This is a genomic window from Bacillus sp. FSL K6-1033 (assembly GCF_038630765.1).
GTDB lineage: Bacteria > Bacillota > Bacilli > Bacillales > Bacillaceae > Bacillus > Bacillus altitudinis.
On the sequence record NZ_CP152041.1, the window covers coordinates 2,301,009 to 2,326,889 of the forward strand.

Genomic DNA, 25,881 nt, shown 5'->3' on the forward strand with positions numbered 1-25,881 from the left:
ATCGGTTAGCGGCTTTTGCGAAAAGGTGTGATATCTTATGAAATAACATCCAACATGATGCTTACTACAGTTTATTTACCATTCACCCAATCATAAAGTGTACGGGCTGCATGCGTCATACCATCTGATAATGCTTTTCCAGCCTTAGAGAAGGCATTAAAGCTCTCCATTTCTTCTAGCTGCTTTTGTTTTTCTGCTAAGTCTTTTTGTGTGACAGCTGTTCCGAGGATAGAAGCTTCTTTTTCTTGATCATCATTCGTTTGGACAGTGAAGGCCCCTTTTAATTGCGGATCATGATACCCTTTCATTTGCAACATGCCATTATTGGCTTGCTGCATTCCTAAAAAGACACCGAATAGCAATACGAGCGATAAAATAATGGTTTTTCCGATAAATGAGCCCATGTCCTCCACCACCTTAAGACCGTTTTTTCTCATCCTTTGCTTTGCCGTCTACCTTTTCTGCGTCCCAGAAAATTTCACTGAACACATCAGCTGCTGCATTGGATGCATTTTTCAGTTCTTCCATATTATTATCCACACCGCCAAATTCTAATAGGAGGGCTTTGTCAGATAAATCTTGATTATAGATTCCATTATCACCAATTTCTCCTTTGGCAAACACACCGACACTAAGTCCTTTATATTTTTTCTCCATCAAATGGTGGAACTCTGTCGCCAGCTTTAAGTTTTTCTCATAACTTTGATTCTTCTTCCCTACAACAAACGCGATTCTCGCATATTTCTTGCCTTTGATTTCTACTGTCGTATCTTTCTTTCTTCTTGAATCCCGGTGAATATCGATTAAGTAATCTAAGTCATCATTTTTAGCGAGAGCTTCTTTTACAACCAATCTGGATTCATTATACGATTGTGGGTACTTCAACCCTTTTTTCAGCAGTCTTTTTTCGATTTCTGTTTTATCCACTGTGTTGCCGATTCCTTGCTGATCGAGCGCTTTACCAAACATCTCCCCGACAAGGGTGACGTTCACTTTTGAGTGGCGCGCATTGTTTGGGTTTGTTTCTCCTTTTAAAAATGGTAAATATGATTCCGTATTATGTGTGTGATAAATGTACACAGCCTTTCGTTTTCCTGTCGACTGGTCCGGCTCTTTTGCAGGCGTTTTCGGTTCATCTTCATCAAGCTTGTCCAGCTCAGCTAGATTTGCTTCTTTTTCATCTTTGATGACTTCACTTGGAGGCGGCGATTCCATTGGCATATTCGTATAGTCTGTACCTTCACCTGCTAGGATGATTTTTGTATCAAAATGTTCAAAGCCTGGCAGCTCTCTTCCTAGAAAACTGCGGGGGTCTTCTAAATTGATACTTGTGGCAAGTTTGAGTGACAGCCCGGAGAAATGAAATCCTTTTTGATCTTCAGGGACTGCTGAGGCAAAATATTGATTTTCCATCCCCATTAGAGTTGCAAAGAATGCCCCTGACAGCTCATCTGCCACACCATATAATGATGCTTGAGGCCTAAGCTCAGGTTTTAAAGACGTCAAAGCCCCTGACATGACAAACACAACCACCAGAGAGACAATAAACAAAAAAATACTCTTCACTACTTTTGTTCCATTAATCGCAACGACCAACTGTCGAGGACGGCGAGGTCTTTTTTTCATGATTTACTCCCTCCAGCACGCTTTCTAGTAATTACACTATGAGCGAGCTAGAGAAAGTAGAACTGATTAATGATTATAGGAACCCATGTTGTCTTGAGAGATTTTTTGATGAAGTGCTGTATTTAACCCATTGGCGAGTACGTTCGCCATGTCATCAATGAATGTATCCACTTCCTTCGGTGTGACCATTAGATTTTGTCCAAGCGGTGCAAGCACTTCATGGATCAACTGTCTTTTTTCTTCTTCAGGAAGCGTTCCGACGATTCCTAAAAAGGATTGACGCGTTTCATCATCTGGCAAATCTTCTTCATTCAGCACTTTTTTCTTCCCAAATGTCAGACCCGCTGGTACTAAAGATCGGGAAGGTCTATCATCTTTCAGTTCTCTACCAAAATGCTTTAACACGTAATCAATCGTGTCACTTGCGATCGTCACTGCATCGACCACTGTCGGTACACCAATGGCAATGACTGGAATACCCAAGGTCTCTTTGCTTAATTCTTTTCGTTTATTTCCGACACCCGATCCTGGATGTATACCTGTATCAGAAATTTGAATCGTTGTATTCACCCGTTCTACTGCACGTGCAGCTAGTGCATCGATGGCGATCACAAAATCTGGTTTAGATCTTTCAATGACACCTTGTATAATGTCACTTGTTTCTATACCAGTCAGCCCCATGACACCAGGCGATAATGAAGACACTGGGCGATAGCCTTCCTGCACATTCTCAGGCTGTAATTCAAATAAATGGCGTGTCACCAGCAAATTTTCAACTGTGAGCGGCCCTAAAGCATCCGGCGTGACATTCCAGTTTCCGAGTCCTACGACAAGACAGCTCGCATCTGCCTGAATGCCGTGATCTTTTAAAAACTGAGCAAAATGATGGGCAAAAACTTCGACCACTTTTTCTTGCATCTCAGAGTCTTTCTCCCGAATTCCTTGCGCCTCAAGCGTCAAGTATGTCCCTGCCTTTTTTCCGGTCAACTCTTCTCCTTCTGTCGTAATCTCCACAGTGCGGATGCGGATGCCGTGCTCTTCCTTCTCCTTCTCAACAATTCCTTGAATACCGTCCTTTTTGACCACATTCGGATCGTTCTCTTGTTCTAGTATCTCTTTTGTTTCAACGGCCAAATCGGTCCGGATTTGATAAGCGCTTAAATCGAGTTTCTGTTTCTTCATGAAAAGGCTCCTTCCATCAAGTAATTAACAGTAGTCTTTCCATCTCTTTCAAGAAACATTCGAGCGCTTCATCAATGAAAAATACTTTACATTTATATTGCATTCTAAAGGTGTGTTTGATAGAATACAATTTGTTCTATTGTGAAGATTTAACCTTAAGACAATTGTGTTTAGGTTGTATCTTAGGAGGTGAAACACATGCCAAATATTAAATCAGCGATCAAACGTACAAAAACGAATAACGAACGCCGTGCACACAACGCAACAATCAAGTCTGCGATGCGTACTGCGATTAAACAAGTTGAAGTTTCTGTAGCTAACAACGATGCTGAGCAAGCAAAAGCTGCTCTTTCTTCTGCTGCAAAACGCATTGACAAAGCCGTTAAAACTGGTCTTGTACACAAAAACGCAGCTGCGCGTTACAAATCAAGACTTGCGAAACAAGTAAACGGACTTTCTGCATAATGTTTGCAACGCCTCAGTGATGAGGCACCTGTTTAACTGTACGTCCGTCCTGAACGGCTCAGCCATAAGGACAGACTGGCAATTATACATCTAAACAAAAACGACCCTCTTTTGAGAAGGTCGTTTTTTTATGTTCAAGCCCCTAATAACCGAAGCAGGAACAATTCTAATAATAGCTGCTTGTCCTTTTTACCCGTTTTCATTTCATAATCAATCGTGGAGAGCTCTTTGACGATGTACTTTAGCTCTTCTTCTGAAAACAGTCTTGCCTGATCCATCGCGAGTTTGACCCGAAATGGGTGGACTTTCAGGTTTGACGCAATTTGTTTTTGCCCGTATCCCTGTTGAGCAAAGTACTTTGTCTGCAATATCAACCGAAATTGATTTGAAATGAGTGCCAATATTTTAATGGGTTCCTCATTTTGCTTTAGGAGGTCATAAAACATTTGCATCGCTTCAGACCGGCGCCTGTTCACGATTTGGTTAATCAGTTCGAAAATATTCTGCTCCAAACTTCGTGCAACGAGCTGATTGACATCCGCCAGCTCAATTTCCTCTCGCTGCCCAATATATGTACTTAGCTTTCGAACCTCTTGAAAAAGTGAGGACAGGCTCCCGCCACATAACATGACAAGCTGTTCTGCCGCTTCAGCCGAGATTGTTTTTCCTTCTGTTTTCACCAGCGTGATGGTGAAATCTGTTGTTTCTTTCGGATTTAACTCTTTCGCCTCAACCACAGCCGCTTTCTTTTTTAACAATTTGGTGATTTTCTTACGTTCGTCCAGTTTTTCATATGGTGCTAATAACACGAGAATCGTGTAGGGTGCTGGCTTTTCTAAATAAGCTTCTAACACAGAAAGCTGATGCTCGATCTTTTCTTTTCTCTTTTCTGCAGTGAGGAAATAAGGGTTTTTGATCACAACGAGACGCCGCTCTCCCATAAACGGAAATGTTTCTGCGTCCGTCACAGCCTGCTCAAGCGGCACCTCTTCCATATCGAAGACAGAGTAATTAAAATCCTTTGTTTCTTCATCGACGACAGCTTGTCTCAATTTAGCAGCTGTCTCTTGAAGTAAATACGTTTCTTTTCCATATAAGCAATAAACGGGATGAATATCCCCTTTTTTTAAATTGTTCCATACCTCAAAGACCATTCGCTTAAATCCCTCTCTTTCACTTCCTCCTCTATCCTAAAGTGTGTAGAGACATTAGTAAAGAGGAAGCTGAAAGTGCCGCCTCCTCATTTATAGTAAACGTCTCACGTAAGCTCCCGGGTCAGCTTACAGTCAGACGATATTCACAAAATGATCATGAAAATGGAAAACGGTTACTTTACCTTCTAGCAATTCCAAATGAGTTCAAGTATACTAAAAATAGCCAGGAGGGATGAAAATGAATGAATTTGAAAAGAATGTTCAAAGCAAGCGGAATGATGTGACCGACTCAGCTGTTGGTTTTATCGTCACATTCGGATTTTTCGCCTCAATGTTTATTTTGGCAACAGTGATACACCTCGTTGGATCTTAACTACATGAATGCAAGATGACTGCCGTTTTGGCAGTTTTTTTATTGATTTTGTAAGATATCATATGGAGGATGAGCGTAAAATGTTCCATCCTCTTCAAGAAATTCATAGGTCACACTTCCATCGATATCTGTACGATACACCTTTGTTTGATGATCATTTAATTTTTTCAAAACTTCTTGATGAGGATGGTGATACCGATTTCGTTCACCTGCTGAAATCAGTGCATATGACGGGTTCAAATGCTGAAGCCATTCTTCACTTGTTGACCCTTTACTCCCGTGATGTCCAACCTTCAAGACATCCGCTCGTAGCTTAGGGTAAGCTTGAATGATGTCTCGTTCCCCTTCTTGTTCAAGATCCCCAGTCAGCATAAAACGCTTGCCGCCAAGCGTAAAGGTGAGGACCAGTGAATCATTATTTTTACTCGTCACCTGGTCACGTGCGGGATGCAGAACGTCAAATTTTTGTCCTCCAATTCTCAGCTGATCCCCTCTTTCCAACTCATCTACAGGAATCCTTTGATCAACCGCTTCCTTTAAAAGCTGCGCATCCTCTGGATTTCGAGCAAAGCCTTTTGGGATTGCAAGGCGCTTGACTTTATTTCGCTTTATTAACCGCATCGCTTCTCCCATATGATCTTGATCTGCATGGGTAAGGATGAGGACATCAAGTTTTGCTATGCCTTTAGAATGCAGAAATGGAATAAGCGTTTGATCCCCAATTGTAGATACTTTACGTCTTTTTTTCCATGGCTCTTCTTCAAAAGAAAGTCTGCCTCCTGTATCGACTAATATATGCCCAGTTCGATAAGGTAGCTGAATAAACAAACTATCCCCTTGTCCTACATCTAACATTGTGACTTCTCCTCTTTGAAGAAAATTCGGCGTGAAATAGTGTACAGCCAGCACACAAACGAGAATCAAAATCGGCACAAGATAAGATTTGATAGAAGTTTTACATTCCATCACAATGAATAGAAAAACAATGGAGGAAACCTCTAGGAGCACATGCCACCATGTCGATTTCATAAAAATGAGAGTAAGACTATCGTAAGCAGCCATATGTGCAGACAATTGATGACTAAACTGGATCACCCAATCAAGCAGCTGAAACAGTGTTTGTCCAAGCGGAAGATAAATGATAGATAAAAGAAAAAAGAATAATGACAGAGGCAGGACAACCATTGTATAAAAAGGAACAAACATCATATTTAAAGGAACACTCAGCAAGGAAAATTGCTGAAAATAATATAAAAGAACAGGAAGCGAAGCAAGCTGTGCAATCAAGGAAATGAGGAATAACTGCATCACCGAACTTTTTGCTTTTGATAAAATACTAGTGGATAGCAAAATAAATAAGGTCACCACAAATGACAGTTGAAAACCGACATCAAATATATAAAGTGGTTGAATGGCTAATAAAAGCAAGAACGCTGCACTTAACACGACCGCAGAAGGCTGTTTCATTTCTTTTGGCAGGCTTGTGATGACTAAATAAATTCCAGCCATGAGACAGGCTCTTAACACAGATGGTGCAGCACCTGTTAAACAAGCATAAACCGGCAAAAAGGATAATAAAATAATACGCGCTGTCTCTCTTGTCACGCCAGCGCGGAGTAGACACCAAAATAGACAAGCGAGCAATGTTTGAACATGAAGTCCTGAAATGGCTAATAAATGAATGATGCCAAGCATTTGATAATCTCTTAATGTATCAGGGTCTATTAAATCACGATCGCCAAAAATAAGTGCCTGCACAATCCCAACAGAACTCTTCGGAACGTGATCTTCTAGAAATTTCAACCCCTTCTGCCTAATAGATGAAAGGTAATGTGAAGGGCTGTCATGTTTCGTGCAGCTTTTCATAGACTGCGTTAGGAAAATAGCATCAATGCCTTTTGTTTTTAGAAATTGATCATATTGAAAGCCATTCGGTATGGTTGCATGTTTGGGCAACCGCATCTCACCTGTCATATGACAGCTCATACCTGGCCCAACATCTTTTAGCGCTTCTTTTTCACGCTCCGTTTGAATCGTATAAAATGCCGCTAGTCGACGATTCTCTGATGAAACAGTCGCTGAAAAGCGATTGCCATCTATTTTCGGAATCGTTTCAATCACAACCGAATGAGAAAATGATTTTTCTTGTACGGGATGATCCGTTTCAAAAGACTGATGCACCATAAAAATGAGCATATAGATCGTTCCACACAAACTGACCATTAGAAAGAGCTGGGGTGTTTTTTTCAGCAAACTGAAAAGAAGACATACAAGAAGAAAAAGGAGAAAATACAAATGAAGATGATATGCGGCCAGAGCAATTCCAACAGCTGCTGAAATCGCCCCGAACGGCAAATACTTAAACATAGGAAGTAAATAATTGATTCGCCTTTTCATGCATTTGACGAATTTCTGTTTCGCTACGTCCTGATTCACTTAGTTTGCCTATTAAATCCGCAACAAAGGCTAATTTTTCTTGGTTTTTTAAGTCAATAATCATCTCATCTAGTTCAACCTGTTCTGTTTGAACTCCGGCCTGTTCAAATAAATCAACAGCATATGGATGATTTTTATAATCCTTCGCATAATACACTGTTCGAATACCTGCTTGAATAATCGCTTTACAGCACTGCAAGCAAGGAAAATGCGTCACATATATTTCAGCATCAGCCGTTGGTGCACCAAATTTGGCACATTGTAAAATAGCGTTCATCTCCGCATGGATTGTACGAACGCAGTGATGATCTATGACATAGCACCCTACATCTGCACAATGCACGTCGCCGGCAATGGATCCATTATATCCACCTGCGATGATGCGCTTGTCTCTTACGATCGTTGCCCCAACAGCTAGCCGCTCACAGGTGCTTCGCAAAGCAAGCAGATGGCTTTGAGCCATAAAATATTGATTCCATGAAATTCTCTCCACGAGCTGATCCCTCCAGAATGATGTATGGTATTAAGTGTACATGCCTTTCTTCTATACCGTCAATTCTACTTAACCGTCAGTTGATTTTTCAGCCGTTCAATGGTCTTCTCTCCAAAACCCGAAATATTCCGCAAATCTTCAATTTGCTGAAATTCTCCATGTTCTTCTCTATACGCAATGATGGCTTCCGCTTTGGCTGGGCCTATTCCGTTAATGGTCTGCAATTCCGCTGCATCAGCTTGATTGACATTCACCCCTTGACTCTGTTCATTTCCCGGCGGCGTATTAGCCGCTGCTGTTTGTCCCTGCTTGTCACCTTCCCCCTTCTTTTGTACATAAATCATCATACTGTCCTCTAATTTTGCTGCTTGATTGATGTCAACTGTATCTGCCTTGCTCGTAAAACCACCTGCTCTTTTAATCGCTTCTTCAACTCTGTCCTCAGCCATAAATGCATAAACGCCAGGCTTCCGTACAGCTCCTTTGACCTCTACTACGATGGATGTTGGCTCTTTTTCTGCACTCTCTTGTTTTTCTTCTAATGTGACCCGCGTTTCATGTTGTTCTTTCAATACACTTGGCTCGGCGCTGCCTTTCTCTTTTCCTACTAAAAAGCAGAAACAGATGAGGATGATGATGCCCGCTATCAGATAAAGTCTGTATTTTTTCAACGAAATGAGCTGCTTCACTTGTTCACGCTTCTTTCAATCATATTTTCACGCTGCTTCACATACTGTTTAGAAGATAACAGATCCTATGCGTCTAAGGAGGGAGAACGTTTGAATATAGGGTTAATCGGTACAGGAAACATGGGTACCATACTTACTGAGGCATTTATTGAATCAAAAGCAGTCAATCCCTCATCCATCACCATTACAAATCGGACCATCGAAAAAGCGTTCAATATAAAAAAGAATCACCCAGAGGTCGAAGTGACGAAACAGCTTTCAGGAGCTGTAACAGATAAAGATTTCATCTTTGTTTGTGTCAAACCACTTGATATTTATCCGCTTTTAAAAGAGCTGAGCCCACTTTTAAAAGAACAGCAAACCATTGTCATCATTACAAGTCCGGTTCATCCTGAACAGCTTCAAGACATTGTTCCTTGTCAAACAGCCAGACTGATCCCAAGCATCACCAACCGCGCATTATCAGGCGCATCACTTTTAACATTTGGTTCATCATGCAATGTCACGACAAAAGCAGCGCTCAGACAACTCGCTTCCCGCATTTCAACACCAATAGAAATTCATCATTCAATCACACGAGCAGCCTCAGATATTGTCAGCTGCGGTCCTGCCTTTATTAGCTTTCTTGTTCAGAAAATGATTGAAGCCGCTGTTGAAGAAACGGATATTTCAAAAGAAGAAGCCACCACCTTATCAGAAGATATGCTTGTAGGACTTGGCCGTTTGATTGAAAAAAGGGTGTATACCCTGCCTACACTGCAAGAGAAGGTGTGTGTAAAAGGCGGCGTCACCGGCGAGGGCATTAAAGCACTTGAAGCAGGTGTTCAAGATATGTTCCATCAGCTTTTCCAGAACACTCATGACAAGTTCGATGAGGATGTAGAAGCGGTTGCACATCAATACCCACCGAGTGTGTTTACTGATGATCTCAGAAATTAAACATGTTCGCAACAAGCGAAAAAAGGGTTTTAAAAAAACCATCGTCCATTAAACGATGGTTTTTGGTTTCTTCGCTGAAATAAAATATCTTTCTGCACATTCTTGAGGTGCTTCATTTGTAAAATCAGCGGTCACTTCAATCTGTTCAAAGCCAGCGGACTCAAGGAACGTTGCATATGTCTCAAAAGGAAATGTACGTTGTTCGTGCGTTTCATCATAACGCTCATACACGTCTCCGTCTTTTACAAAAAAGCTTAAATCATGAATAACCGAATATGGGTCATCCCCTTTATCACTCTGCCAAATGTAGCTGATTTCTTCATCTTGATCGGCATAAGTAGAGCCAGGAAATACCTCTTCCATTTTATAAGGGGTATGAACATCAAATAATAAAACCCCACCTGTCTCTAAAAGCTGAAACATGTTTTTAAAGGTTTTTTTGACGTCATTTTCGTTTTTTAGATAATTCAAAGAATCACAGCAAATAACCGCTGCTTGAAAAGTTTGTTCAAACCCCTCAAGCTCTCTCATATCTTGATGTAAAAATTGAATAGACTGCTTATGAGCCTGTGCTTTTTGCTGCGCAAATGCCAGCATCTCTTCACTTAGGTCAATTCCTGTGACCATGTGACCTTTTGCAGCTAACCGAAGAGAGATCTCTCCAGTTCCACAACCTACATCGATAATCGCACTATTCGGCCTGATATACCGCTGTATCCACTGAACCCATTCATCATAAGGGGCATGTGTCATGAGCTCATCATACACACCTGCAAACCCTTGATAGATCATGAGTTAATGCCAAGCGAAAGTGTTTCTCTCGGCGCATCTCCCCAAAGCTTCTCTAAGTTATAGTATCCTCTTTCCTCTTTGTGGAACACATGAGCAATGACATCTCCTAAATCAATCAAGACCCATCTTGCTTCGTCAAAGCCCTCCATCTTTTTAACTTCGATGCCGCCTTCTTCTGCAAGGTGTTTCACTTCTCTTGCAATGGCCTGTACTTGTTTGTCAGAATTCCCGTGACAAATGAGAAAATAATCTGCAACAAGTGAGATCCCTTGCATATTCAGGGCAATAATGTCCTCTGCCCGTTTATCATCGCACGCTCCTGCTGCGATGTTTAAAATTGATGATGCATCCATCAAAATTCCTCCTTAGTTGTTCTTTTGCACAAGTGAGTTATAAGTAGCAAGTGTATCTGGGAAAACTGGCTGATTCTTTTTCATTAAAAAGCTGACGGTGTTTTTTAAAGATTGAATCAAGGCAAGTTCCAAATCCTGCTCTGCTAACTCTCTTACTTCCTCTACACCAGGAAAATGGCGTCCTGGCTCTATATAGTCGGCGACATAAATCACTTTTTCAAGCAATGTCATGTTCGGTCTGCCGGATGTATGGAATTCAATGGCTGTTAAAATATCTTGGTCGTCAATTCCAACTTCTTTTTTGACCAAATAGGCACCAACTGGGGCATGCCAAAGCTCAGGTGAATATTTAAGCAATAGAGGGTTCATCTGTTCTTGCTGGATGATGCCCTTCATTTCTTCTTTCGGTCTAAATTTAGCATAATCGTGGAAAATAGCTGCGACCTCTGCTTTTTTCACATCTGCACCAAAACGTTCAGCTAATGAAATGGCCGTCTCCATTACCCCAATTGTATGTGTATATCTATGCTCTGTTAACTGCTGTTTGACACAGTTTAAAGCTTCTTCACGATTCATATAAATGATGCTCCTTTATATAACACTCAACCGCTTTCGGAATCAAATAATCAACAGGTTGCCCCTGCTTCATTCGCTGCCTAATCAATGTCGATGATACATCAAAAGCCGGAACATCTGCAAACAAAAGAGGATACGCCGTACTTCCTTCATAACCTGGTCTTTTCATCCCAATAAAGGTGATCATCTGAAGCAAATCATCGATTCTGTGCCATTTTGGCAAATACTCGACCATGTCCGCTCCAATCATAAAAAAGAACTCATCTTCAGGATGGCGCTTCTTTAACAGCTCAACCGTATCTACTGTATAAGATGGGCCCTCCCGCTCCATTTCAATAAGCTCAACTCGAAAATGAGGATTTGTCTGAATCGCTTTTTCCACCATTTTTACGCGGTGATGACTCTCTGCTCGTTTTCGGCCCGTTTTATGAGGGGGCTGGTGATTTGGGATAAACCAAATTTCATCAAGCCCTACTTGGAAACGCACCTCACTTGCCATCAGCAAATGCCCATTATGCGGGGGATCAAACGTACCACCGAACAATCCTATTTTTTTCATATCATATCCACCTTTACGGCAGCTTAATTTGTTTATTTTCCTTTGATTCCTTATAAAGGACAATCACATTTCCGATCGTTTGAACGAGTTCAGCTTTTGCACCTTTTACAAGTGCTTTTGCAACCTCTGTTTTGTCCTCGTCGCAGTTTTGCAATACGCTGACTTTCAAAAGTTCTCTTGCTTCAAGCGCCTCGGAAATTTGCTTGACCATATTGTCATTTACCCCGCCTTTTCCAACTTGAAAAATAGGTGATAAATGATGTGCTTGCGCACGTAAAAAACGTTTTTGCTTACCTTTTAACATGGTGTTCCTCCTAATTTCTCTATGACAATTGACTTCATTTTTTGGGCGTCAGGTGTAATGCCCGTCCACAGTTCAAAGGCTCTTACCGCCTGACCAACAAACATGCCGACGCCATCGACTGTTTTCAAACCTAACCCGGCTGCTTCGCTTAGCAGCTTTGTTTCTATTGGATTATACACAATATCACAAACGACCGCTGTTTTTTTTGCGTTCGCTAAAGAAATGGGGGTTTCTTCAACATTCGGATACATACCAATTGAGGTCGTATGGATGATGACATCATATTCCCCAAGCCGCTCTTCTGCTGTATTTAATGCAATGGCATGAGATGTGATTTTCCCATCGGCACTTTCAATTAAAGCCTCAGCTTTTTCAATGGTGCGGTTGGCGATATCAAATTGTTTCGGTGCATACTCAGCAATTGTCGTGTAAATCGCTCTTGCTGCTCCACCAGCACCAAGCAGGAGAAATGACAGCTCTGATAACGGCTGATCCAACGCTTCAAGCAATGAATGAAGAAAACCCTCTCCATCTGTATTGTACCCAACGAGTTGACCATTTTCGAGGCGAACCGTATTGACGGCACGCAGACGTTCAGCTGTCACATCAATTTTGTCAAGGTACTGCATGATGTCTACCTTGTGCGGAACAGTGACGTTAAAGCCGCTGATTCCTAAGGCTTTCATACCGCTAATGGCATCTTTCAGGTCGTTTTCTTCTACTTGAAAGCCATGATAATGTCCATCAATTCCAGCATCCTTTAATGCTGCATTATGAATATCTGGAGACATTGAATGGCCAACAGGGTTACCGATTACTCCGTATAAAGGTTTCAAGGTCTCTCCCCCTCTGAACATTTAAATTAACGAACGTCTCATAAACACGTGCACGCCTTTTGGCGCATACACTTTGATTTGTTTCCCAGCATCATTTGCCGTCACCCAGCCTAATCCTGAAAAGACAATGTCCATTTTTGGCTGATCGATGGTGAAAGTGTGCGGAACGAGCGGCGGGAAATCTTCCATTCCCTCTTTTGATGGCGGTGAAAGCAGCTCACCTGCATGCTTTTCATATAAGTCATCTGCATTCTCCATCTTCGTCCTATGAATGTTGAGTTCATTTGGCATGTAGCAAACAAAGGATGTTCTGCCGCCTTTTACATAATCAAATCGAGCCAGTCCGCCAAAGTAAAGCGTTTGAGCTTCATTTAACTGGAACGTTCTCGGTTTCAATTCTTTTTTCGGCGTTAAAATCTTTAAGTCATTTTTGCCGACATAGTGCGCCATTTGATGGCGGTTGATGATCCCCGGTGTATCGAATAAAGCAGACCCGTCATCAAGCGGGATTTCAATCGCATCAAGTGTTGTCCCTGGGTATTGGGATGTGGTGATCACATTCTCTTCTCCAGACACCTCTTTGATAATGCGGTTAATAAATGTTGATTTCCCAACATTTGTACAGCCGACAACATAGACATTTCTGCCCTCACGGTAATGATCAATGGCCTCCATAACCTCAGGCACACCTTGTCCTCTGCTCGCACTGATTAAAAACACATCAATCGGATTGAGCCCATTTTCTTTTGCTTCCCGCTTCATCCATTGAACAAGACGGTCTTTTTTCACGGATTTCGGTAAAATATCTACCTTGTTGCCGACAAGTAAAATGGGATTACCACCAACAATACGGCTCAGTCCATTAATCCAGCTTCCGTTAAAGTCAAAAATATCAACGACCTTGACGATCAGAGAATCAGTCTCGCCAATGCTGTGTAAAATATTTAAAAAGTCGTCTTCTGTTAAAGATACATCCTGAATTTCATTGTAGTTCTTTAACCTAAAACAGCGCTGACAGATCACATCTTCTTTCAATAGAGATGCTGCCGGCGCATATCCTAATTGATCTTTATCTTCCGTCTGAATGGCTACACCGCAGCCAATACAAACAACCTTTTCCATTATTACTCTTCCTCCCACTGAATGTGGCCCTTACGCTTTAAGGCTCCTAAAATTCTGCGTTCAATCTGCCTGTTAAACTTCGTGAAAAATCCGTCCGATGCCGCAACAGGTACAACCAAAATGGTATGGAAGCCATGCCTGTTTCCGCCAAGCACATCTGTCATAAGCTGATCGCCAATGACAACCACATCTTCTTTCTTCAATTGCATATCAGCGACGGCCTTATTAAAGGCTCTTCCCATCGGTTTTCTCGCTTTATAAATAAACGGGATATGAACCGGCTCAGAAAAAAGCTTGACCCTTTTTTCATTATTGTTCGATACAATCGTCACCTGTATCCCGTGATCTTTCATCTCTTGAAACCATTCAATTAAACGCGGGGTCGCACTTGGACGATCCCATTCTACTAGTGTGTTATCTAAATCCGTAATAATTCCTTTTACATTTCGTTCTTTTAGTTTTTGCGGCGAAATGTGGAAAATACTTTTCACAAATTCATCCGGTAAGAAATACTTCTTTAGCACAATTTGCACCCTTTCTTCCATTGGTTTTTCAGCGATTGTGTCGAATCAAATCACAATTTGTCTGTCTATCGAATACAATGAAAAAGTTTTCGACATATGATGAGGACCTTCAACAGGTGTGGATAATTTTACACACATTATCCACCTATATTTCATCACGCTTTCATTCAATTATAAACACTCTACCCACAAGTTATCCACTTAACCATGTGGATAACAGAACGATTGTTCTTGTTTCCCATTCATGGTAGATTAAAGGTACTTCAAAGACATTCGATCAACCTATGATGATATGTCTTTTCCTCAAGTTTTATGCCAACTTTTTCAGGGGAGGTGTTTTTCCCATCATATGGGTTTCTAGTATGAAAAAGCTGTCAGATGATTTACTTATAGAATCGTATTATAAAGCAAATGAAATGAACTTAAATCGCGACTTCATTGAATTAATTGAGACAGAAATGAAAAGACGTTCGCTCGGGCATATGCTCTCTGTTTCCTCTTAATTCCATATATCCAGGAACCATGCCTCCCGAGCACTCTCCTTTTTTAAACTCAGGTGACTGATATTATATCACTTGCGCTATAGGCTTACTACTATTTTCCGTAAAAAACACCCCTTCTGATCAAAGAAGAGGTGTCTTATTTGCAAGGCTGTTCATTCCAAAACCATAACCCTCCACCTACGACCAAAATGACGACAAGGAACACAACAAGAAAAGCGTAACCGATTCCTGCTCCTTGAGCTGGATAAGGCGAACACGCAGGGTAAGGATAAGGACATCCCCACATATCAGTTACCTCCTTCTAAGAAGATATACTGTTAGACTATGCTGGATGGATCGTCTTGTTTAGGCAGATGGCCTGCATTTAAAAATGTTTAATGACATCACGCTCTTTGATTTCGTTATAAATGATTCTTGCCCCTTTTGGTGTCATATGATTGCCAGAAGGGTCAATGAGGCCAGACTGAATCAAGGCGTTGTCACTATCTTCACCCGCTTCTCGGATGAACGCTTTCCAATTGTCGACAAGCGGCACTTGCTGTTTTTCAGCTACTTGTCTTGTGATGTCATTGTATGAGTTTTGCCAAGCTCTCGCCCCGCCTCTCTCAGCAAAATAAGATGACTTATATCTAGAATAATAATACAAGCCCTTTTTGCCTCCTTCCACCACAGGCACGCACGTCATGAGGATCGGAGTAATTCCCTCTTTCCTACTTTCAGAAATGAAGTAGGATAAATTTTCTTTAAATCGTTTTTTAGTCACACGGGGATGTTTCCCGTCTAGAATCGCCGCATCATTTGTACCGAACATGATGAGGACGTAAGTTGGTTTTTGTTTTAAAATATCCTGCTCAAAGCGCAGCTTCGCATCTTCTGTTGTCTGCCCGCCAATCCCGGCATTCTGTACCTTGATTTGGCCGCGCTCGACGTTTTTCATGAGATTCACCCATTTTTCAGATGTGGGATAATCTCGAAAATCCCAGTTCGATCCTCTTGTGTTACTGTCACCAAATGCAATCACACTTTCCTGCGCCTGCTTCGAGCACCCAGCAGCAACACATAACAGGATGAAAAGGAAAACAAATTTCTTCACAACATTCACCTCCAAAAGCCCTCTTCATATAGTAAACGACAAGACTTTTGGTTTCAATGAATGACTGTTTCTTATTGTAATTGAACCGGCAGATAATCTCTGTCATGGTGCAGTAGTTCGCTTACTTTCACAAACTCATAGCCCCTTTTCTTTAGTTCAGGTACGACTTGCTTCAGCGCTTCTACTGTCTGCTTACGATTTCCTCCGCCATCATGTAAAAGGATGATATCACCGCCCTGAATATTCTCAATAATACGGCTGGCAATTTTTTGTGTACCTGGCCTAGACCAGTCCTTCGGATCTTGCGTAAAGGACCACATCACGACATCGTATCCTTGCTTAGAAAGAATGCGGAATGACTTCATCGTCAAGCGCCCGCCCGGGGGACGAAATAATAAGGGTCCGCCAGGCTGGAGAGAAGCGATATGAGCCGCTGATTCTTTTAATTCTTGCTTGATTTCTTTCGATGACAAAAGGTCAAAATACGTATGGTTCATCGTGTGATTGCCAAGCTCATTTCCTTCGCTCACAATCCGCTCTGCGAGCAGGGGATATGCATGAATACGGCTTCCGATGACAAAAAAGCTGGCATTCACTTCATGCTCTCTCAGTACGTCTAGTATTTGATTTGTGTATACCGGATGAGGCCCATCATCAAAGGTTAACGCAATCTTTTTCCGTTCCTCTCTCATGTCCCAAAAGGCTCGTCCCGTTTTTTCTAGGTCGATTCTTTTTAATGTACGCGCCTCTATGTTACCAGGAACAAAAGCGCATATTACCAATATACATAACAAGATATGCAACCCTTTCATCAGACCGCCTCCACAGAACATCATTACACATTAAATTGCCCGCTTTCTGATGAATTCATTCAAGTTTCGTGATCGTCTACTCTTCTTTTTCACATAAAAAAAGCCGGCCCATCAGGCCCGCTTTTTGTCTCACGTTTGGTTTCTCTCTTCAACTGTCGAACGTTGCTTAGAATTCATACAGACACTCTCCTTCTTGGATTTGATTTTGAGCCCATAGCAATTTTTGATAATACTGGTTGGACTTCTGGTATTGTTGAGAGGCTTCTAAGGCTGTCGCAATTTCTAGTGAGATATCCTCTATATAAGAGTATAGGCTAAGTTTTTCCAAATAATCAATGGTTTTTTGCAGTTGTTCTTCATTGATTTCCTGAACATATAAAGCATCCAGATACTCAAACATATGACAGAACAGCTGGTCTTCATGCTTCTTTGCGGCCAATTTCCCATCCTCTAATATGCGCCTTGCTTCAATCTGCTCATTTTGTCTAAAAAGCAGCTTGGCCAGTGTATAAAGTGTATGAGGCAGCGTGGGAAGCAGTTCTTTTTTGGCGAGGTCAGCCGATTCGGTTAAATATCGTTCTGCTTCTTCTCGATAACCTAACTCCCCGTAACATTTCCCTAAATTATAGAGTGCTGAGCTATAGATGCGTGGGTGGTCAATTTCGGATGCGAGTTGTTTCGCCTTTTTCAAGTGAGGCAGTGCTCGATCTTTACGTTTTAAATCTTGATAATTTCCCGAGATGACAAAGAGGCACTGAATAATGCGAATGGAATATGCATCATGCTGATCGTATATTTCAAGCGCTTTTAAAATATGGTGCATGGAGACATGCGTTTGTTTCATTATATAGTAGGCTTCTGCTACTTTAAAATGAAACTCGGCCTGCTCAATATCATCAAATACCATAGACAGCTGTTTTTCTGCCATGCGATAATATTTGACGGCCTCCAAATATTCTTTTTGACTAAACTCATGCATGCCACGAAAAAATGCATGGTAATAATGCAGCATATCAGATAACTCATGATTGGAATTTTCGATTTTATCGACAAGGTTAGATACTGAGAAAGGTTGATATTTTGAAGGGTGTATATAGTCGAGCATAATTTGGTGCCGAAAACACATGAGCTGATAATAAATCAGTAAATGCTGGTCCTCTTCCATACGTTCAATTTCCGCTTCTACTTCCGCTTTCAAGATTTCCGCATCTGGAACACTGAACTGCCGTATCATTCGATACCATTCATTAATTTTCATACCGACATGTGAAGAAAGAACCTTCCCCATGTTCCGAAAAAACCCCTTCCTTTTCGGTCTAATATTACATATTTTAGCACGCTTCTAGACCGCCAAGCACCGCAAAGAAACCGCAAACATATGAGAAGGGCAGCAAAAACATACGCACAGAAGCACGTTTCTTTCAAATAAGATGATTTTTTCATCGTACAGACACAGACAATCCTTCCTTCACATACATTTGAGGATATAGGCAGCGGCCTAAACATGGTGGAGGTGAAAATCGTGACAGGAGTATTTACAGCGATGGGATTGATGGTCAAAGAATTGGTGTTTTTAGTGTCCTATGTCAAAAACAATGCCTTTCCACAACCCCTTTCGGGAGATGATGAGAAAAAATACTTAGCCCTTATGGCAGAGGGCGATGAACACGCAAGAAACATGCTGATTGAACATAACCTTCGGCTCGTCGCCCATATTGTCAAGAAATTTGAAAATACCGGGGAAGACGCTGAAGACCTCATCTCCATCGGGACGATCGGACTCATTAAAGCCATCGAAAGCTATTCCTCTGGAAAAGGAACAAAGCTGGCGACATATGCGGCGCGGTGTATTGAGAACGAAATTCTCATGCACTTACGCGCGCTCAAAAAAACGAAAAAAGACGTCTCCTTGCATGACCCCATTGGTCAGGATAAAGAAGGCAACGAAATTTCATTAATCGATGTCTTAAAATCCGAAAATGAAGATGTGATCGATACCATTCAGCTCAACATGGAGCTTGAAAAAGTAAAGGAGTATATCGACATTCTCGACGGCCGAGAAAAAGAAGTGATCGTCGGCCGGTTCGGTTTGGACTTAAAGAAAGAAAAAACGCAGCGGGAAATAGCCAAAGAACTTGGCATATCGCGGAGTTATGTGTCTCGGATTGAGAAGCGAGCGCTGATGAAGATGTTTCATGAGTTTTACCGGGCGGAGAAGGAGAAACGGAAGCGGGAGAAGGGGAAGTGAAAATGAACTTCCCCTAACTTCTAACAAAAACAGACCTTATTAGGTCTGTTTTTTATTTCGGCACTAAGCTACTGTCTCGCTGCATTTCTTTTGATAATAGCTGCCGCCTTAGCCCTCAAGAACAATGGCAAGATTTTGGTGATGAATTTTGGGTCATGCACTTAGACATGAAGGAAATCAACTGATTACACCCCACTGTTTAGAGAATTGTGGAAAATGAAGGACAAACGGTTTGCATATAAGTTTTGTATTTCAACTTTTATGTTTAGAAAAATAATAGCTATTCAGACTTATAATAATTTCACAAATGAAATATCAGCACTTTTTAATGTTACATACGAATTCACCACCGAACGTTTCGTGACTTTAAACCCGTGCTATAAGTCATGAATTATTTCGTCTAATTTTGTCGAAAATCATCACTTCAACATTTTTTGTATTATAATGTTTCCTGTATTACTAAAATATGTATATAAAAGGGTGTAGACAAATGAAAAAAGCTAAACTAATTTTATTCTTATGCTTTATGGCAGTTCTAACTGCTTGTGGTAACACTAACAGCTCAACTGAGCCGGCAAAAAAAGAAGAAACGAGTAAAGAGGCTTCAAAAGAATCAACACAAAAAGAGAATAAACCAACATCAGGACTTCTAACCGAAATTGGCCAATGGGATAAAGATAAAAATGGTTCAACACTAACTTTGAAAAAGATAAATAACAAACAAAAAGAAATAGATTTAAGTCCTATTAAGATGAAAATACACGATGTTAAAGTATTTGAATACAGTAATTTAGGTGAACAAGATAAAGAGCTTCTTTCTTATAATAATTTTGAAAAAGATAAATACCATAGAATACAAATCACTTATACGACTGAAAACACTTCCGATAAAGATGTTTTGTTTTCTGGTGTTGATATTATTACCACTAATACAAAGAAACAAATTGAAGTCTATAAGACTAATTTGACTACGGATACAGGTGTTGGTTCTTTGTATGGTAAAGTCGAAAATGAAGGTATGGTTGTAGTTCCTTTACTGGTAGATGATGTTTCGGATTTGAATTCAATCACACTTCACTTAAGTGATGTCTATCTAAATGACGAACCTGAATTATTGCATGATGGGGCAAAAGTTAAATTCGATTTTTAAATTCTGCACCCCCCTTTTGACTTTAATAATGAAATCCTGATGCATTTACGCGCACTTAAAAAAACAAAAAAAGACGTCTCTCTGCATGACCCCATCGGTCAGGATAAAGAAGGAAACGAAATTTCATTAATTGCCTTCTTACCATCTGAAAATGAAGATGTGACTGATACCATTCAGCTCTACATGACCGGTCCGGTTTGAAGTTAAAGAAAGAGAAGGCGAATTGAGCAGGGAATTTTAATAGAAAACATTTTGCAACAGAACAGGCCTTATAAGGTCTGTTTTTATTTGTTTAGGCTCTTACCATTTATGGATTATCTTTTAATTTTAAATATGGTTTTTGTATATTTTTTTGCCCTTCAAATCTGAAAAGTATATAATTAATATACTTGTATGACAAATAAAGAGGGGTGATTTCTATTACATTCAATCCTGTTTCCAATAAAAAATTATACATACAAATTTATAATCAGATCCTTTCTGAAATACAGTTAGGCTCTTTTCAAATAGGAGATAAACTTCCTTCAGAAAGGGAATTATGCGAACAATTTGGTGTCAGCCGCGCACCTGTTAGACAAGCCCTCAGTGCACTAGAAATGAATGGTATTATTTATTCACGTCAAGGAGAAGGTGTTTTCGTTAAGAGTACGACCATACACAATGAAGGGTCCATCTCTATGACATCGGCATCACCTGAGGATATCGTGGAAGCTAGAATGCATATCGAGCCTTTAATTATTCATTTTGCTGCTTTGAGAGCGACTGACGAAGATATTTTAGAACTGAAACAAACCATCAAAAAAATGGAAGAAGAAACACATTCAGGTGTATACGTCCCGGCAACTGACGAGCAGCTACATATGGGAATTGCAAAAGCGTCACATAATGATTTATTCATTACCTTTATGTCTTCCATTACGAATGCTATGAAGCAGCAGGAAATGTGGAGGTTTATACGTGATCGAACCGTTACCCGTTCTGACTATCGTGAGGTCAACTTTCAGGAGCATAAACTGATTATAGAAGCACTCGAAGAACGGAACGCAGCAGAAGCTGTGAAACGTATGACTGCCCACATGCAAAACCTATATGATCGATATTGGAAAAGCTAGGATCTTCCACTTCCAAATACGATATGAGAAGCTTCTTTTTATTTAATCGAAAAATAAGACGCATACAACAAGTAGAAGCCTTGCTGTTATGCGTCTTTGTCTTTTTAAGTTCGTTTATTTTCCGATGCTCGGCACCCTTCGCATATTCCGTATAAGACTTTAACCCCTTCAGAGCCATAAGCGATGTCAATGATTTCTCCACACTCCCGGCAAACGATCGTATTTTGTGGTACATTTGTCTCTTTTTCCATGAAAATTTCAGCTCCAATCGTTTTATCCTCATGTATTGTCTCGTTTTCTTTCAGAACTTCTCCTGACAGCTAAATCACCACAATATTTCCCCTTACTACTTCCATCATAGTTTTTTTATGACCCTCGTTTAAATAGACTTTTCTATACTGGATTTTTCTGTACTTGCTTTTACAACTAGTGCTTTTCCTGACTGTTTAACTAAAAACACAATAATAAAAGAAGCCAGTATCATACTAATACCTAAAAAAATCATACTGATGTGAAAAGAACCTGTGACATCCTTAATGTACCCGACAATATATGGCCCAAAGAAACCGCCAAGATTGCCAATACTGTTGATTAGTGCGATCGCTCCACCGGCGGCTGCTCCTGTTAGAAAAGAAGGGGGAATGGCCCAAAATGGAGAATAAGCACCAAAGGCTCCGCACAAGGCAATGGTTAAAAACACAAAGGATAAGATCACACTGGAATTTGCTATATAACTGCTAATGATCATGGCCATCGCACTGACAGTTAAGCAGGCAGATACATGCCATCGCCTCTCGTTTTTCTTGTCAGAATGATTCCCGACCAGCACCATTACAATGATAGCGACGGTATACATGAAACCTAACAGCCAGCCCATTCCCTGCGTACTTAAGGAAATGGTGTCAGATAATCCTTTAGAGATTGTCGGCAAAAACATATTGATGCCGTAAAATCCAACCATCCAGCAGAAATAGCCTGCCGATAAAATGAGTACATCTCGATCTTTTAAAGCTTGAGTGAATGTATATCGCTTGACCTGTTCTTTTTCAAGCTTTTCTTTTGTTGTGACATTAATCAGCCACTCTTTTTCATCTTGATTCAGCCATTTTACATCTTCAAGTTTGTCATCCAAATAAAAGAATGCAATTACTCCAAGAATGAGTGCTGGAATGGCTTCTAAAATAAACAGCCACTGCCATCCAGACATATCCAGCCAATCAACACCTAATAGAAATGTAGAAAGTGGTGCACCTAGGGCATTCGCTCCCGGAATCGCCAGCATAAATCCAGCAATGGCTTTGGCATGATGTTTGGTTTGATAAAAACCGCTCAAATAAAACACCATACATGGATAAAAGCTAGCTTCTGCCGCACCCAATAAGAAACGTGCTGTATAAAACTGCCATGGTTCTTGGACAAAAGCCATTAAAATCGCAATAATTGCCCATGTCACCATAATTCGGCTGATCCATTTACTCGCACCGATCTTTGCCATAATGGCACTTCCCGGAACTTCTAATAAAAAATACCCTAAAAAGAATATTCCAGCCCCAAGTCCAAATACAGCATTTGAAAACCCTAAATCTTCATTCATTTGAAGAGCAGCAAATCCAATATTCACACGATCTAAAATAGCGATAACAAAACATAAGGATAAAAATGGGATAAGGCGAAGTGTAACTTTACGAGTCGTCGACTTTTCTAATGCTTGTTGATTCAACATGATTCCCCCTTCAAGTTGCTTTATCCAACTGCGTGAAGATGTCTAAATGGCATGGCACATCTTTATTAAGCGCTTACAAAATATCATTTCATCAATCATTTTGACTGTGACTCTACTTCCTTTTTATTTAAAATAGAGTCAGGCATGTTCATGTGCCTGCTCCATTTCTTTCTACTAGTCCATATGTGAACCACCATTGATATCGATTTCTTCTCCTGTAATGTAGGATGCTTCTTTAGTAGCCAAAAATGTAATAGCGGCTGCGATTTCTTTCGTTTCACCTGGTCGGCCAAGTGGTATATTATCAATTACTTTTTCGGCTTCATCGATAGGAAGTGACTTCCAAATATCCGTATTCACAAGGCCTGGTGCCACACAATTCACTGTGATACCATCTTTCCCTACTTCACGGGCAAGGTTTTTAGAAAAACCTAATACTGCTGCTTTGGAAGCTGAGTAATGTGCTCCTCCAAATACGCCTCCTCCCCTTTTAGCCGATACAGAAGACAGGTTGATAATACGCCCATATTGCTGCTTGATCATTGGTTCTAGCACGGCTTGTGTACACAAGAACAAACCAAACATATTTACATTAAATACTCTTGTCATATCTTCAAGTGTCATGTTCTGAACGGTTATTTTTTGAGAAATACCTGCATTATTCACCAATATGTCAATGCGGCCAAACGCCTCAAGCGTTACAGCCACCATTTGATCAATTGATTCCTTATTTGTTACATTTACTACTACGCCTAACGCTTTTCCTCCGGCTTTTTGAATGGCTTCTACTGTGAAGCGAATCCCTTCTTCATTGATATCTGCTACCACGACAGCAGCACCCTGTTTAGCAAGTGTTAGAGCGATTGTTCGGCCAATTCCTTTTTCAGAACCGCTCCCTGTTACAATAGCTACTTGATTGTTTAATGTAAACATTGTAAATAACCTACTTTCAAATGTGATTGTTCAGCATGTCTTTTGCTGTATTTATGATGTTTTCGATTGTTATTCCATTTATTTCCAAAAGTTTTTCGTAAGGTGCAGATTCTCCAAAACGGTCTTGCACTCCGATCCGTTTGACTTTTCCTCGACCTTCTTCTGCTGCTACTTCACATACAGCACTGCCTAATCCGTTCAAAATGTTATGATCCTCTACAGTGATCATACGTCCAATATCAAGACACTCCACAACCGCCTCTCGATCTAGAGGTTTGATCGTATGCATATCTAAAAGTGATGCTTCAATCCCTTGTTCTTCTAATTTTTTAACCGCTTCCAAAGCAAGATATACTGTATCACCATTTGCAATGATCGCAATATCTTTGCCAGACCTTAATTTTTTGGCTTTTCCAATCACAAACTCCTCATGTTCATCATAAATCATCGGCACAGCATCTCGGGTAAAGCGCAAATACATGGGGCCATACGTATTCGCTGCCTCTTTGATCAATTTTCTCGTCGAATAGTAATCAGAGCCCATGATGACCGTCATGTTGGGAAATGTTCTTAAAACGCCCATATCTTCTATCGCTTGATGACTTCCACCGTCATTTCCCGGTGTCAATCCTCCGTGCGAGCAGGCAATCTTTACATTCAAATTCGGATAGCATATTTCTTGGCGGATTTGCTCTGCCATGCGCAGCGAGCCAAAAACTGCGTAAGTGCTTACAAATGGAATTTTTCCAGTTGTCGCAAGACCAGCTGCCAGCCCGGCACCATTTTGTTCGGCAATTCCAACGTTCACATGCTGATTGGGAAGCTGCTTAATGAATTCTCCTGTTTTGCATGATTTGCCGATATCAATATCAATCACGTAAATATGTTGATTCTCTTTTCCTAACTTAACAATTTCATCACCGAAGGCTTCACGTGTCGCTTTTTTCTTAATGACCGCTTTTTCAGTTTGGCTCATGATCTCAAACCTCCTGCTAATTCTTCTAATGCTTGTTCATACTCTTTCTCATTTGGCGCAACACCGTGCCATGAGCAGATATTTTCCATGTAGGAAACGCCTTTGCCTTTAATCGTGTCTGCTACAATACATTTCGGCTTTCCATTTTTCATGTTTTTCACTTGATTCAATGTTTCGACTATCTCTTTCATCGAATGTCCGTCAATTCGCTTTGTTTCAAACCCGAATACTTCAAACTTCATTTCTATGTCTTGCAGCGGCATGATTTCCTCGCAGAAACCATCAATTTGCAGACGGTTATTGTCAACAAAAACAATTAAATTATCAAGACGATATTTGACTGCGGTTTGAACCGCTTCCCAAATTTGTCCTTCTTGACATTCGCCATCGCCTACCATCGCAAATACCCGATAATCTTTTTCATCCCGTTTACCCGCAAGCGCCATACCAACCCCACAAGAAAGTCCTTGGCCTAATGAACCTGTTGAAATATCAATTCCAGGGCATTTCTTCATATCAGGATGACCTTGGAACGGTGAACCGTACTGTCTCAATTTGTATACGTTTTCAAAAGGGACATAACCTTTTAGCGCTAAGGCAGCATATTGAATAGGTGCAACATGGCCTTTCGATAAAACAAAACGATCACGATCTTCCCAGTTAGGATTTTGGGGATCGATATTCATCTCTTTGAAATAAAGGGCCGTGATGATATCAGCAGCTGATAAAGAGCCGCCAGGATGCCCCGATTGCGCTTCATAAATCATCGTAATCGCCGTTTGTCTAAGTTCAATCGCTTTTGCTTTTAAATTCGCCAAACTTACATCTTTCACTGGATCACCTCATTTTATTATTTGAAATCCAATCTTATATCCTTAGTTACTTGTTCACTTGTATGACAAGTAATT

The 25,881-nt window shown here is 40.7% G+C and carries 31 protein-coding genes and 1 pseudogene; 8 read left to right on the plus strand and 24 right to left on the minus strand.

What is annotated here, in order from left to right; genetic code table 11:
- Positions 1 to 71: 71 nt before the first annotated feature.
- The 3 genes from MHH31_RS11790 to gpr form a co-directional block, all read right to left on the minus strand.
- Positions 72 to 404 (minus strand): YqxA family protein, encoded by a 333-nt coding sequence (locus tag MHH31_RS11790; protein WP_017358024.1) that lies wholly within the window; start codon positions 402 to 404, stop codon positions 72 to 74.
- A gap of 13 nt (positions 405 to 417) precedes the next feature.
- The gene (locus tag MHH31_RS11795; protein WP_007501337.1) at positions 418 to 1,626 is read right to left on the minus strand and encodes a stage II sporulation protein P; all 1,209 of its coding nucleotides are present in this window, start codon (positions 1,624 to 1,626) and stop codon (positions 418 to 420) included.
- A gap of 66 nt (positions 1,627 to 1,692) precedes the next feature.
- Positions 1,693 to 2,808, minus strand: a complete 1,116-nt coding sequence (gpr, locus tag MHH31_RS11800; RefSeq protein WP_008342483.1) for a GPR endopeptidase — start codon at positions 2,806 to 2,808, stop codon at positions 1,693 to 1,695.
- Positions 2,809 to 3,006: 198 nt separating this feature from the next.
- Here gpr and rpsT point away from each other — a divergent pair, with 198 nt between their 5' ends.
- A complete protein-coding gene (rpsT, locus tag MHH31_RS11805; RefSeq protein ID WP_008342485.1) occupies positions 3,007 to 3,273 on the plus strand; it encodes a 30S ribosomal protein S20 in 267 nt (88 codons plus the stop codon).
- Positions 3,274 to 3,407: 134 nt separating this feature from the next.
- On the opposite strand, the gene holA is transcribed toward rpsT, so the two are convergent.
- Positions 3,408 to 4,427, minus strand: coding sequence for a DNA polymerase III subunit delta (holA, locus tag MHH31_RS11810; protein ID WP_217966983.1), 1,020 nt, complete (start codon positions 4,425 to 4,427; stop codon positions 3,408 to 3,410).
- 238 nt (positions 4,428 to 4,665) lie between these two features.
- On the opposite strand from holA, the gene MHH31_RS11815 reads away from it, so the two are divergent.
- Positions 4,666 to 4,800 (plus strand): YqzM family protein, encoded by a 135-nt coding sequence (locus tag MHH31_RS11815; protein ID WP_008342491.1) that lies wholly within the window; start codon positions 4,666 to 4,668, stop codon positions 4,798 to 4,800.
- 39 nt (positions 4,801 to 4,839) lie between these two features.
- On the opposite strand, the gene MHH31_RS11820 is transcribed toward MHH31_RS11815, so the two are convergent.
- From MHH31_RS11820 to MHH31_RS11830, 3 genes are all read right to left on the minus strand, one after another.
- Positions 4,840 to 7,167, minus strand: a complete 2,328-nt coding sequence (locus MHH31_RS11820; protein ID WP_342495496.1) for a DNA internalization-related competence protein ComEC/Rec2 — start codon at positions 7,165 to 7,167, stop codon at positions 4,840 to 4,842.
- On the minus strand, positions 7,160 to 7,729 hold the full coding sequence (locus MHH31_RS11825; RefSeq protein ID WP_008342495.1) for a ComE operon protein 2: 570 nt from the start codon (positions 7,727 to 7,729) through the stop codon (positions 7,160 to 7,162). Before MHH31_RS11825 ends, MHH31_RS11820 begins: the two co-directional genes overlap by 8 nt.
- Before the next feature lie 65 nt (positions 7,730 to 7,794).
- Positions 7,795 to 8,418, minus strand: coding sequence for a ComEA family DNA-binding protein (locus MHH31_RS11830; RefSeq protein WP_342494826.1), 624 nt, complete (start codon positions 8,416 to 8,418; stop codon positions 7,795 to 7,797).
- Positions 8,419 to 8,508: 90 nt separating this feature from the next.
- Between MHH31_RS11830 and comER the strand changes: the two genes are divergently transcribed.
- On the plus strand, positions 8,509 to 9,357 hold the full coding sequence (gene comER / locus MHH31_RS11835; protein ID WP_008342498.1) for a late competence protein ComER: 849 nt from the start codon (positions 8,509 to 8,511) through the stop codon (positions 9,355 to 9,357).
- Positions 9,358 to 9,405: 48 nt separating this feature from the next.
- Here the strand turns inward: comER and MHH31_RS11840 are convergent, their stop codons facing one another.
- From MHH31_RS11840 to MHH31_RS11875, 8 genes are read right to left on the minus strand one after another with little or no spacing between them, the layout of a single operon-like run.
- Positions 9,406 to 10,149 carry a class I SAM-dependent methyltransferase gene (locus MHH31_RS11840; protein ID WP_342494827.1) on the minus strand — a complete coding sequence of 248 codons (744 nt, stop codon included), beginning with the start codon at positions 10,147 to 10,149 and terminating at the stop codon, positions 9,406 to 9,408.
- Positions 10,146 to 10,502: a ribosome silencing factor gene (rsfS, locus tag MHH31_RS11845; RefSeq protein WP_008342502.1), complete on the minus strand. Its 357-nt coding sequence runs from the start codon at positions 10,500 to 10,502 to the stop codon at positions 10,146 to 10,148. The genes MHH31_RS11840 and rsfS overlap by 4 nt, the downstream gene beginning before the upstream one ends.
- 12 nt (positions 10,503 to 10,514) lie before the next feature.
- Positions 10,515 to 11,078: a bis(5'-nucleosyl)-tetraphosphatase (symmetrical) YqeK gene (gene yqeK / locus MHH31_RS11850; protein WP_326242666.1), complete on the minus strand. Its 564-nt coding sequence runs from the start codon at positions 11,076 to 11,078 to the stop codon at positions 10,515 to 10,517.
- A complete protein-coding gene (locus MHH31_RS11855) occupies positions 11,068 to 11,637 on the minus strand; it encodes a nicotinate-nucleotide adenylyltransferase (protein ID WP_024718805.1) in 570 nt (189 codons plus the stop codon). Before MHH31_RS11855 ends, yqeK begins: the two co-directional genes overlap by 11 nt.
- A gap of 13 nt (positions 11,638 to 11,650) precedes the next feature.
- Positions 11,651 to 11,941: a ribosome assembly RNA-binding protein YhbY gene (gene yhbY / locus MHH31_RS11860; protein WP_008342507.1), complete on the minus strand. Its 291-nt coding sequence runs from the start codon at positions 11,939 to 11,941 to the stop codon at positions 11,651 to 11,653.
- A complete protein-coding gene (gene aroE / locus MHH31_RS11865) occupies positions 11,935 to 12,777 on the minus strand; it encodes a shikimate dehydrogenase (protein WP_342494828.1) in 843 nt (280 codons plus the stop codon). The genes yhbY and aroE overlap by 7 nt, the downstream gene beginning before the upstream one ends.
- Positions 12,778 to 12,798: 21 nt before the next feature.
- Positions 12,799 to 13,899 carry a ribosome biogenesis GTPase YqeH gene (yqeH, locus tag MHH31_RS11870; RefSeq protein ID WP_007501357.1) on the minus strand — a complete coding sequence of 367 codons (1,101 nt, stop codon included), beginning with the start codon at positions 13,897 to 13,899 and terminating at the stop codon, positions 12,799 to 12,801.
- A gap of 2 nt (positions 13,900 to 13,901) precedes the next feature.
- On the minus strand, positions 13,902 to 14,423 hold the full coding sequence (locus tag MHH31_RS11875; protein WP_008356191.1) for a YqeG family HAD IIIA-type phosphatase: 522 nt from the start codon (positions 14,421 to 14,423) through the stop codon (positions 13,902 to 13,904).
- Positions 14,424 to 14,785: 362 nt separating this feature from the next.
- Here MHH31_RS11875 and MHH31_RS11880 point away from each other — a divergent pair, with 362 nt between their 5' ends.
- Complete coding sequence (locus MHH31_RS11880) at positions 14,786 to 14,926, plus strand: sporulation histidine kinase inhibitor Sda (RefSeq protein WP_003217327.1); 141 nt, start codon at positions 14,786 to 14,788, stop codon at positions 14,924 to 14,926.
- Positions 14,927 to 15,062: 136 nt separating this feature from the next.
- Here MHH31_RS11880 and MHH31_RS11885 read toward each other — a convergent pair whose 3' ends face one another.
- The 4 genes from MHH31_RS11885 to MHH31_RS11900 form a co-directional block, all read right to left on the minus strand.
- On the minus strand, positions 15,063 to 15,212 hold the full coding sequence (locus MHH31_RS11885; RefSeq protein WP_003217499.1) for a hypothetical protein: 150 nt from the start codon (positions 15,210 to 15,212) through the stop codon (positions 15,063 to 15,065).
- A gap of 78 nt (positions 15,213 to 15,290) precedes the next feature.
- On the minus strand, positions 15,291 to 16,019 hold the full coding sequence (locus MHH31_RS11890) for a GDSL-type esterase/lipase family protein (RefSeq protein ID WP_225310445.1): 729 nt from the start codon (positions 16,017 to 16,019) through the stop codon (positions 15,291 to 15,293).
- A 71-nt stretch (positions 16,020 to 16,090) separates the two neighbouring features.
- Positions 16,091 to 16,831, minus strand: coding sequence for a polysaccharide deacetylase family protein (locus tag MHH31_RS11895; protein WP_058336618.1), 741 nt, complete (start codon positions 16,829 to 16,831; stop codon positions 16,091 to 16,093).
- A 166-nt stretch (positions 16,832 to 16,997) separates the two neighbouring features.
- A complete protein-coding gene (locus tag MHH31_RS11900; RefSeq protein ID WP_024718801.1) occupies positions 16,998 to 18,119 on the minus strand; it encodes a tetratricopeptide repeat protein in 1,122 nt (373 codons plus the stop codon).
- A gap of 231 nt (positions 18,120 to 18,350) precedes the next feature.
- Here MHH31_RS11900 and sigK point away from each other — a divergent pair, with 231 nt between their 5' ends.
- From sigK to MHH31_RS11920, 4 genes and pseudogenes are all read left to right on the plus strand, one after another.
- Positions 18,351 to 19,079: an RNA polymerase sporulation sigma factor SigK gene (gene sigK / locus MHH31_RS11905; protein WP_159145846.1), complete on the plus strand. Its 729-nt coding sequence runs from the start codon at positions 18,351 to 18,353 to the stop codon at positions 19,077 to 19,079.
- 490 nt (positions 19,080 to 19,569) lie between these two features.
- Positions 19,570 to 20,229: a hypothetical protein gene (locus MHH31_RS11910; protein WP_065460726.1), complete on the plus strand. Its 660-nt coding sequence runs from the start codon at positions 19,570 to 19,572 to the stop codon at positions 20,227 to 20,229.
- Between the two features lie 27 nt (positions 20,230 to 20,256).
- Positions 20,257 to 20,508, plus strand: a pseudogene (locus MHH31_RS11915) (hypothetical protein); the annotation flags it as partial.
- Positions 20,509 to 20,639: 131 nt separating this feature from the next.
- Positions 20,640 to 21,341, plus strand: coding sequence for a FadR/GntR family transcriptional regulator (locus tag MHH31_RS11920; protein ID WP_178930350.1), 702 nt, complete (start codon positions 20,640 to 20,642; stop codon positions 21,339 to 21,341).
- A 104-nt stretch (positions 21,342 to 21,445) separates the two neighbouring features.
- Here the strand turns inward: MHH31_RS11920 and MHH31_RS11925 are convergent, their stop codons facing one another.
- The 5 genes from MHH31_RS11925 to MHH31_RS11945 all read right to left on the minus strand — a co-directional run bounded on the left by MHH31_RS11925 (position 21,446) and on the right by MHH31_RS11945 (position 25,806).
- Entirely contained in the window at positions 21,446 to 21,592 is a 147-nt protein-coding gene (locus MHH31_RS11925) for a GapA-binding peptide SR1P (protein ID WP_008342524.1), read from the minus strand.
- Between the two features lie 128 nt (positions 21,593 to 21,720).
- Entirely contained in the window at positions 21,721 to 23,061 is a 1,341-nt protein-coding gene (locus tag MHH31_RS11930) for an MFS transporter (RefSeq protein WP_342494829.1), read from the minus strand.
- A gap of 177 nt (positions 23,062 to 23,238) precedes the next feature.
- The gene (locus tag MHH31_RS11935; RefSeq protein ID WP_045034074.1) at positions 23,239 to 23,997 is read right to left on the minus strand and encodes a 3-oxoacyl-ACP reductase family protein; all 759 of its coding nucleotides are present in this window, start codon (positions 23,995 to 23,997) and stop codon (positions 23,239 to 23,241) included.
- Between the two features lie 16 nt (positions 23,998 to 24,013).
- The gene (locus MHH31_RS11940; RefSeq protein ID WP_017358040.1) at positions 24,014 to 24,973 is read right to left on the minus strand and encodes a transketolase C-terminal domain-containing protein; all 960 of its coding nucleotides are present in this window, start codon (positions 24,971 to 24,973) and stop codon (positions 24,014 to 24,016) included.
- Positions 24,970 to 25,806: a transketolase gene (locus MHH31_RS11945; protein ID WP_342494830.1), complete on the minus strand. Its 837-nt coding sequence runs from the start codon at positions 25,804 to 25,806 to the stop codon at positions 24,970 to 24,972. The genes MHH31_RS11940 and MHH31_RS11945 overlap by 4 nt, the downstream gene beginning before the upstream one ends.
- Positions 25,807 to 25,881 lie beyond the last annotated feature (75 nt).

Excerpts from the sequence above, each read along its gene's own strand:
- MHH31_RS11935 (WP_045034074.1), bottom strand. The coding sequence starts at position 23,997 with ATGTTTACATTAAACAATCAAGTAGCTATTGTAACAGGGAGCGGTTCT.
- MHH31_RS11880 (WP_003217327.1), top strand. The coding sequence starts at position 14,786 with ATGAAAAAGCTGTCAGATGATTTACTTATAGAATCGTATTATAAAGCA.
- MHH31_RS11820 (WP_342495496.1), bottom strand. The coding sequence starts at position 7,167 with ATGTTTAAGTATTTGCCGTTCGGGGCGATTTCAGCAGCTGTTGGAATT.
- MHH31_RS11840 (WP_342494827.1), bottom strand. The coding sequence starts at position 10,149 with ATGATCTATCAAGGGTTTGCAGGTGTGTATGATGAGCTCATGACACAT.
- gpr (WP_008342483.1), bottom strand. The coding sequence starts at position 2,808 with ATGAAGAAACAGAAACTCGATTTAAGCGCTTATCAAATCCGGACCGAT.
- MHH31_RS11815 (WP_008342491.1), top strand. The coding sequence starts at position 4,666 with ATGAATGAATTTGAAAAGAATGTTCAAAGCAAGCGGAATGATGTGACC.
- MHH31_RS11910 (WP_065460726.1), top strand. The coding sequence starts at position 19,570 with ATGAAAAAAGCTAAACTAATTTTATTCTTATGCTTTATGGCAGTTCTA.
- rsfS (WP_008342502.1), bottom strand. The coding sequence starts at position 10,502 with ATGGATGCATCATCAATTTTAAACATCGCAGCAGGAGCGTGCGATGAT.
- MHH31_RS11885 (WP_003217499.1), bottom strand. The coding sequence starts at position 15,212 with ATGTGGGGATGTCCTTATCCTTACCCTGCGTGTTCGCCTTATCCAGCT.
- MHH31_RS11895 (WP_058336618.1), bottom strand. The coding sequence starts at position 16,831 with ATGAAAGGGTTGCATATCTTGTTATGTATATTGGTAATATGCGCTTTT.
- yqeH (WP_007501357.1), bottom strand. The coding sequence starts at position 13,899 with ATGGAAAAGGTTGTTTGTATTGGCTGCGGTGTAGCCATTCAGACGGAA.
- MHH31_RS11790 (WP_017358024.1), bottom strand. The coding sequence starts at position 404 with ATGGGCTCATTTATCGGAAAAACCATTATTTTATCGCTCGTATTGCTA.
- yqeK (WP_326242666.1), bottom strand. The coding sequence starts at position 11,078 with ATGAATCGTGAAGAAGCTTTAAACTGTGTCAAACAGCAGTTAACAGAG.
- MHH31_RS11940 (WP_017358040.1), bottom strand. The coding sequence starts at position 24,973 with ATGAGCCAAACTGAAAAAGCGGTCATTAAGAAAAAAGCGACACGTGAA.
- MHH31_RS11855 (WP_024718805.1), bottom strand. The coding sequence starts at position 11,637 with ATGAAAAAAATAGGATTGTTCGGTGGTACGTTTGATCCCCCGCATAAT.
- yhbY (WP_008342507.1), bottom strand. The coding sequence starts at position 11,941 with ATGTTAAAAGGTAAGCAAAAACGTTTTTTACGTGCGCAAGCACATCAT.
- rpsT (WP_008342485.1), top strand. The coding sequence starts at position 3,007 with ATGCCAAATATTAAATCAGCGATCAAACGTACAAAAACGAATAACGAA.
- MHH31_RS11900 (WP_024718801.1), bottom strand. The coding sequence starts at position 18,119 with ATGGGGAAGGTTCTTTCTTCACATGTCGGTATGAAAATTAATGAATGG.
- MHH31_RS11925 (WP_008342524.1), bottom strand. The coding sequence starts at position 21,592 with ATGGAAAAAGAGACAAATGTACCACAAAATACGATCGTTTGCCGGGAG.
- holA (WP_217966983.1), bottom strand. The coding sequence starts at position 4,427 with ATGGTCTTTGAGGTATGGAACAATTTAAAAAAAGGGGATATTCATCCC.
- MHH31_RS11795 (WP_007501337.1), bottom strand. The coding sequence starts at position 1,626 with ATGAAAAAAAGACCTCGCCGTCCTCGACAGTTGGTCGTTGCGATTAAT.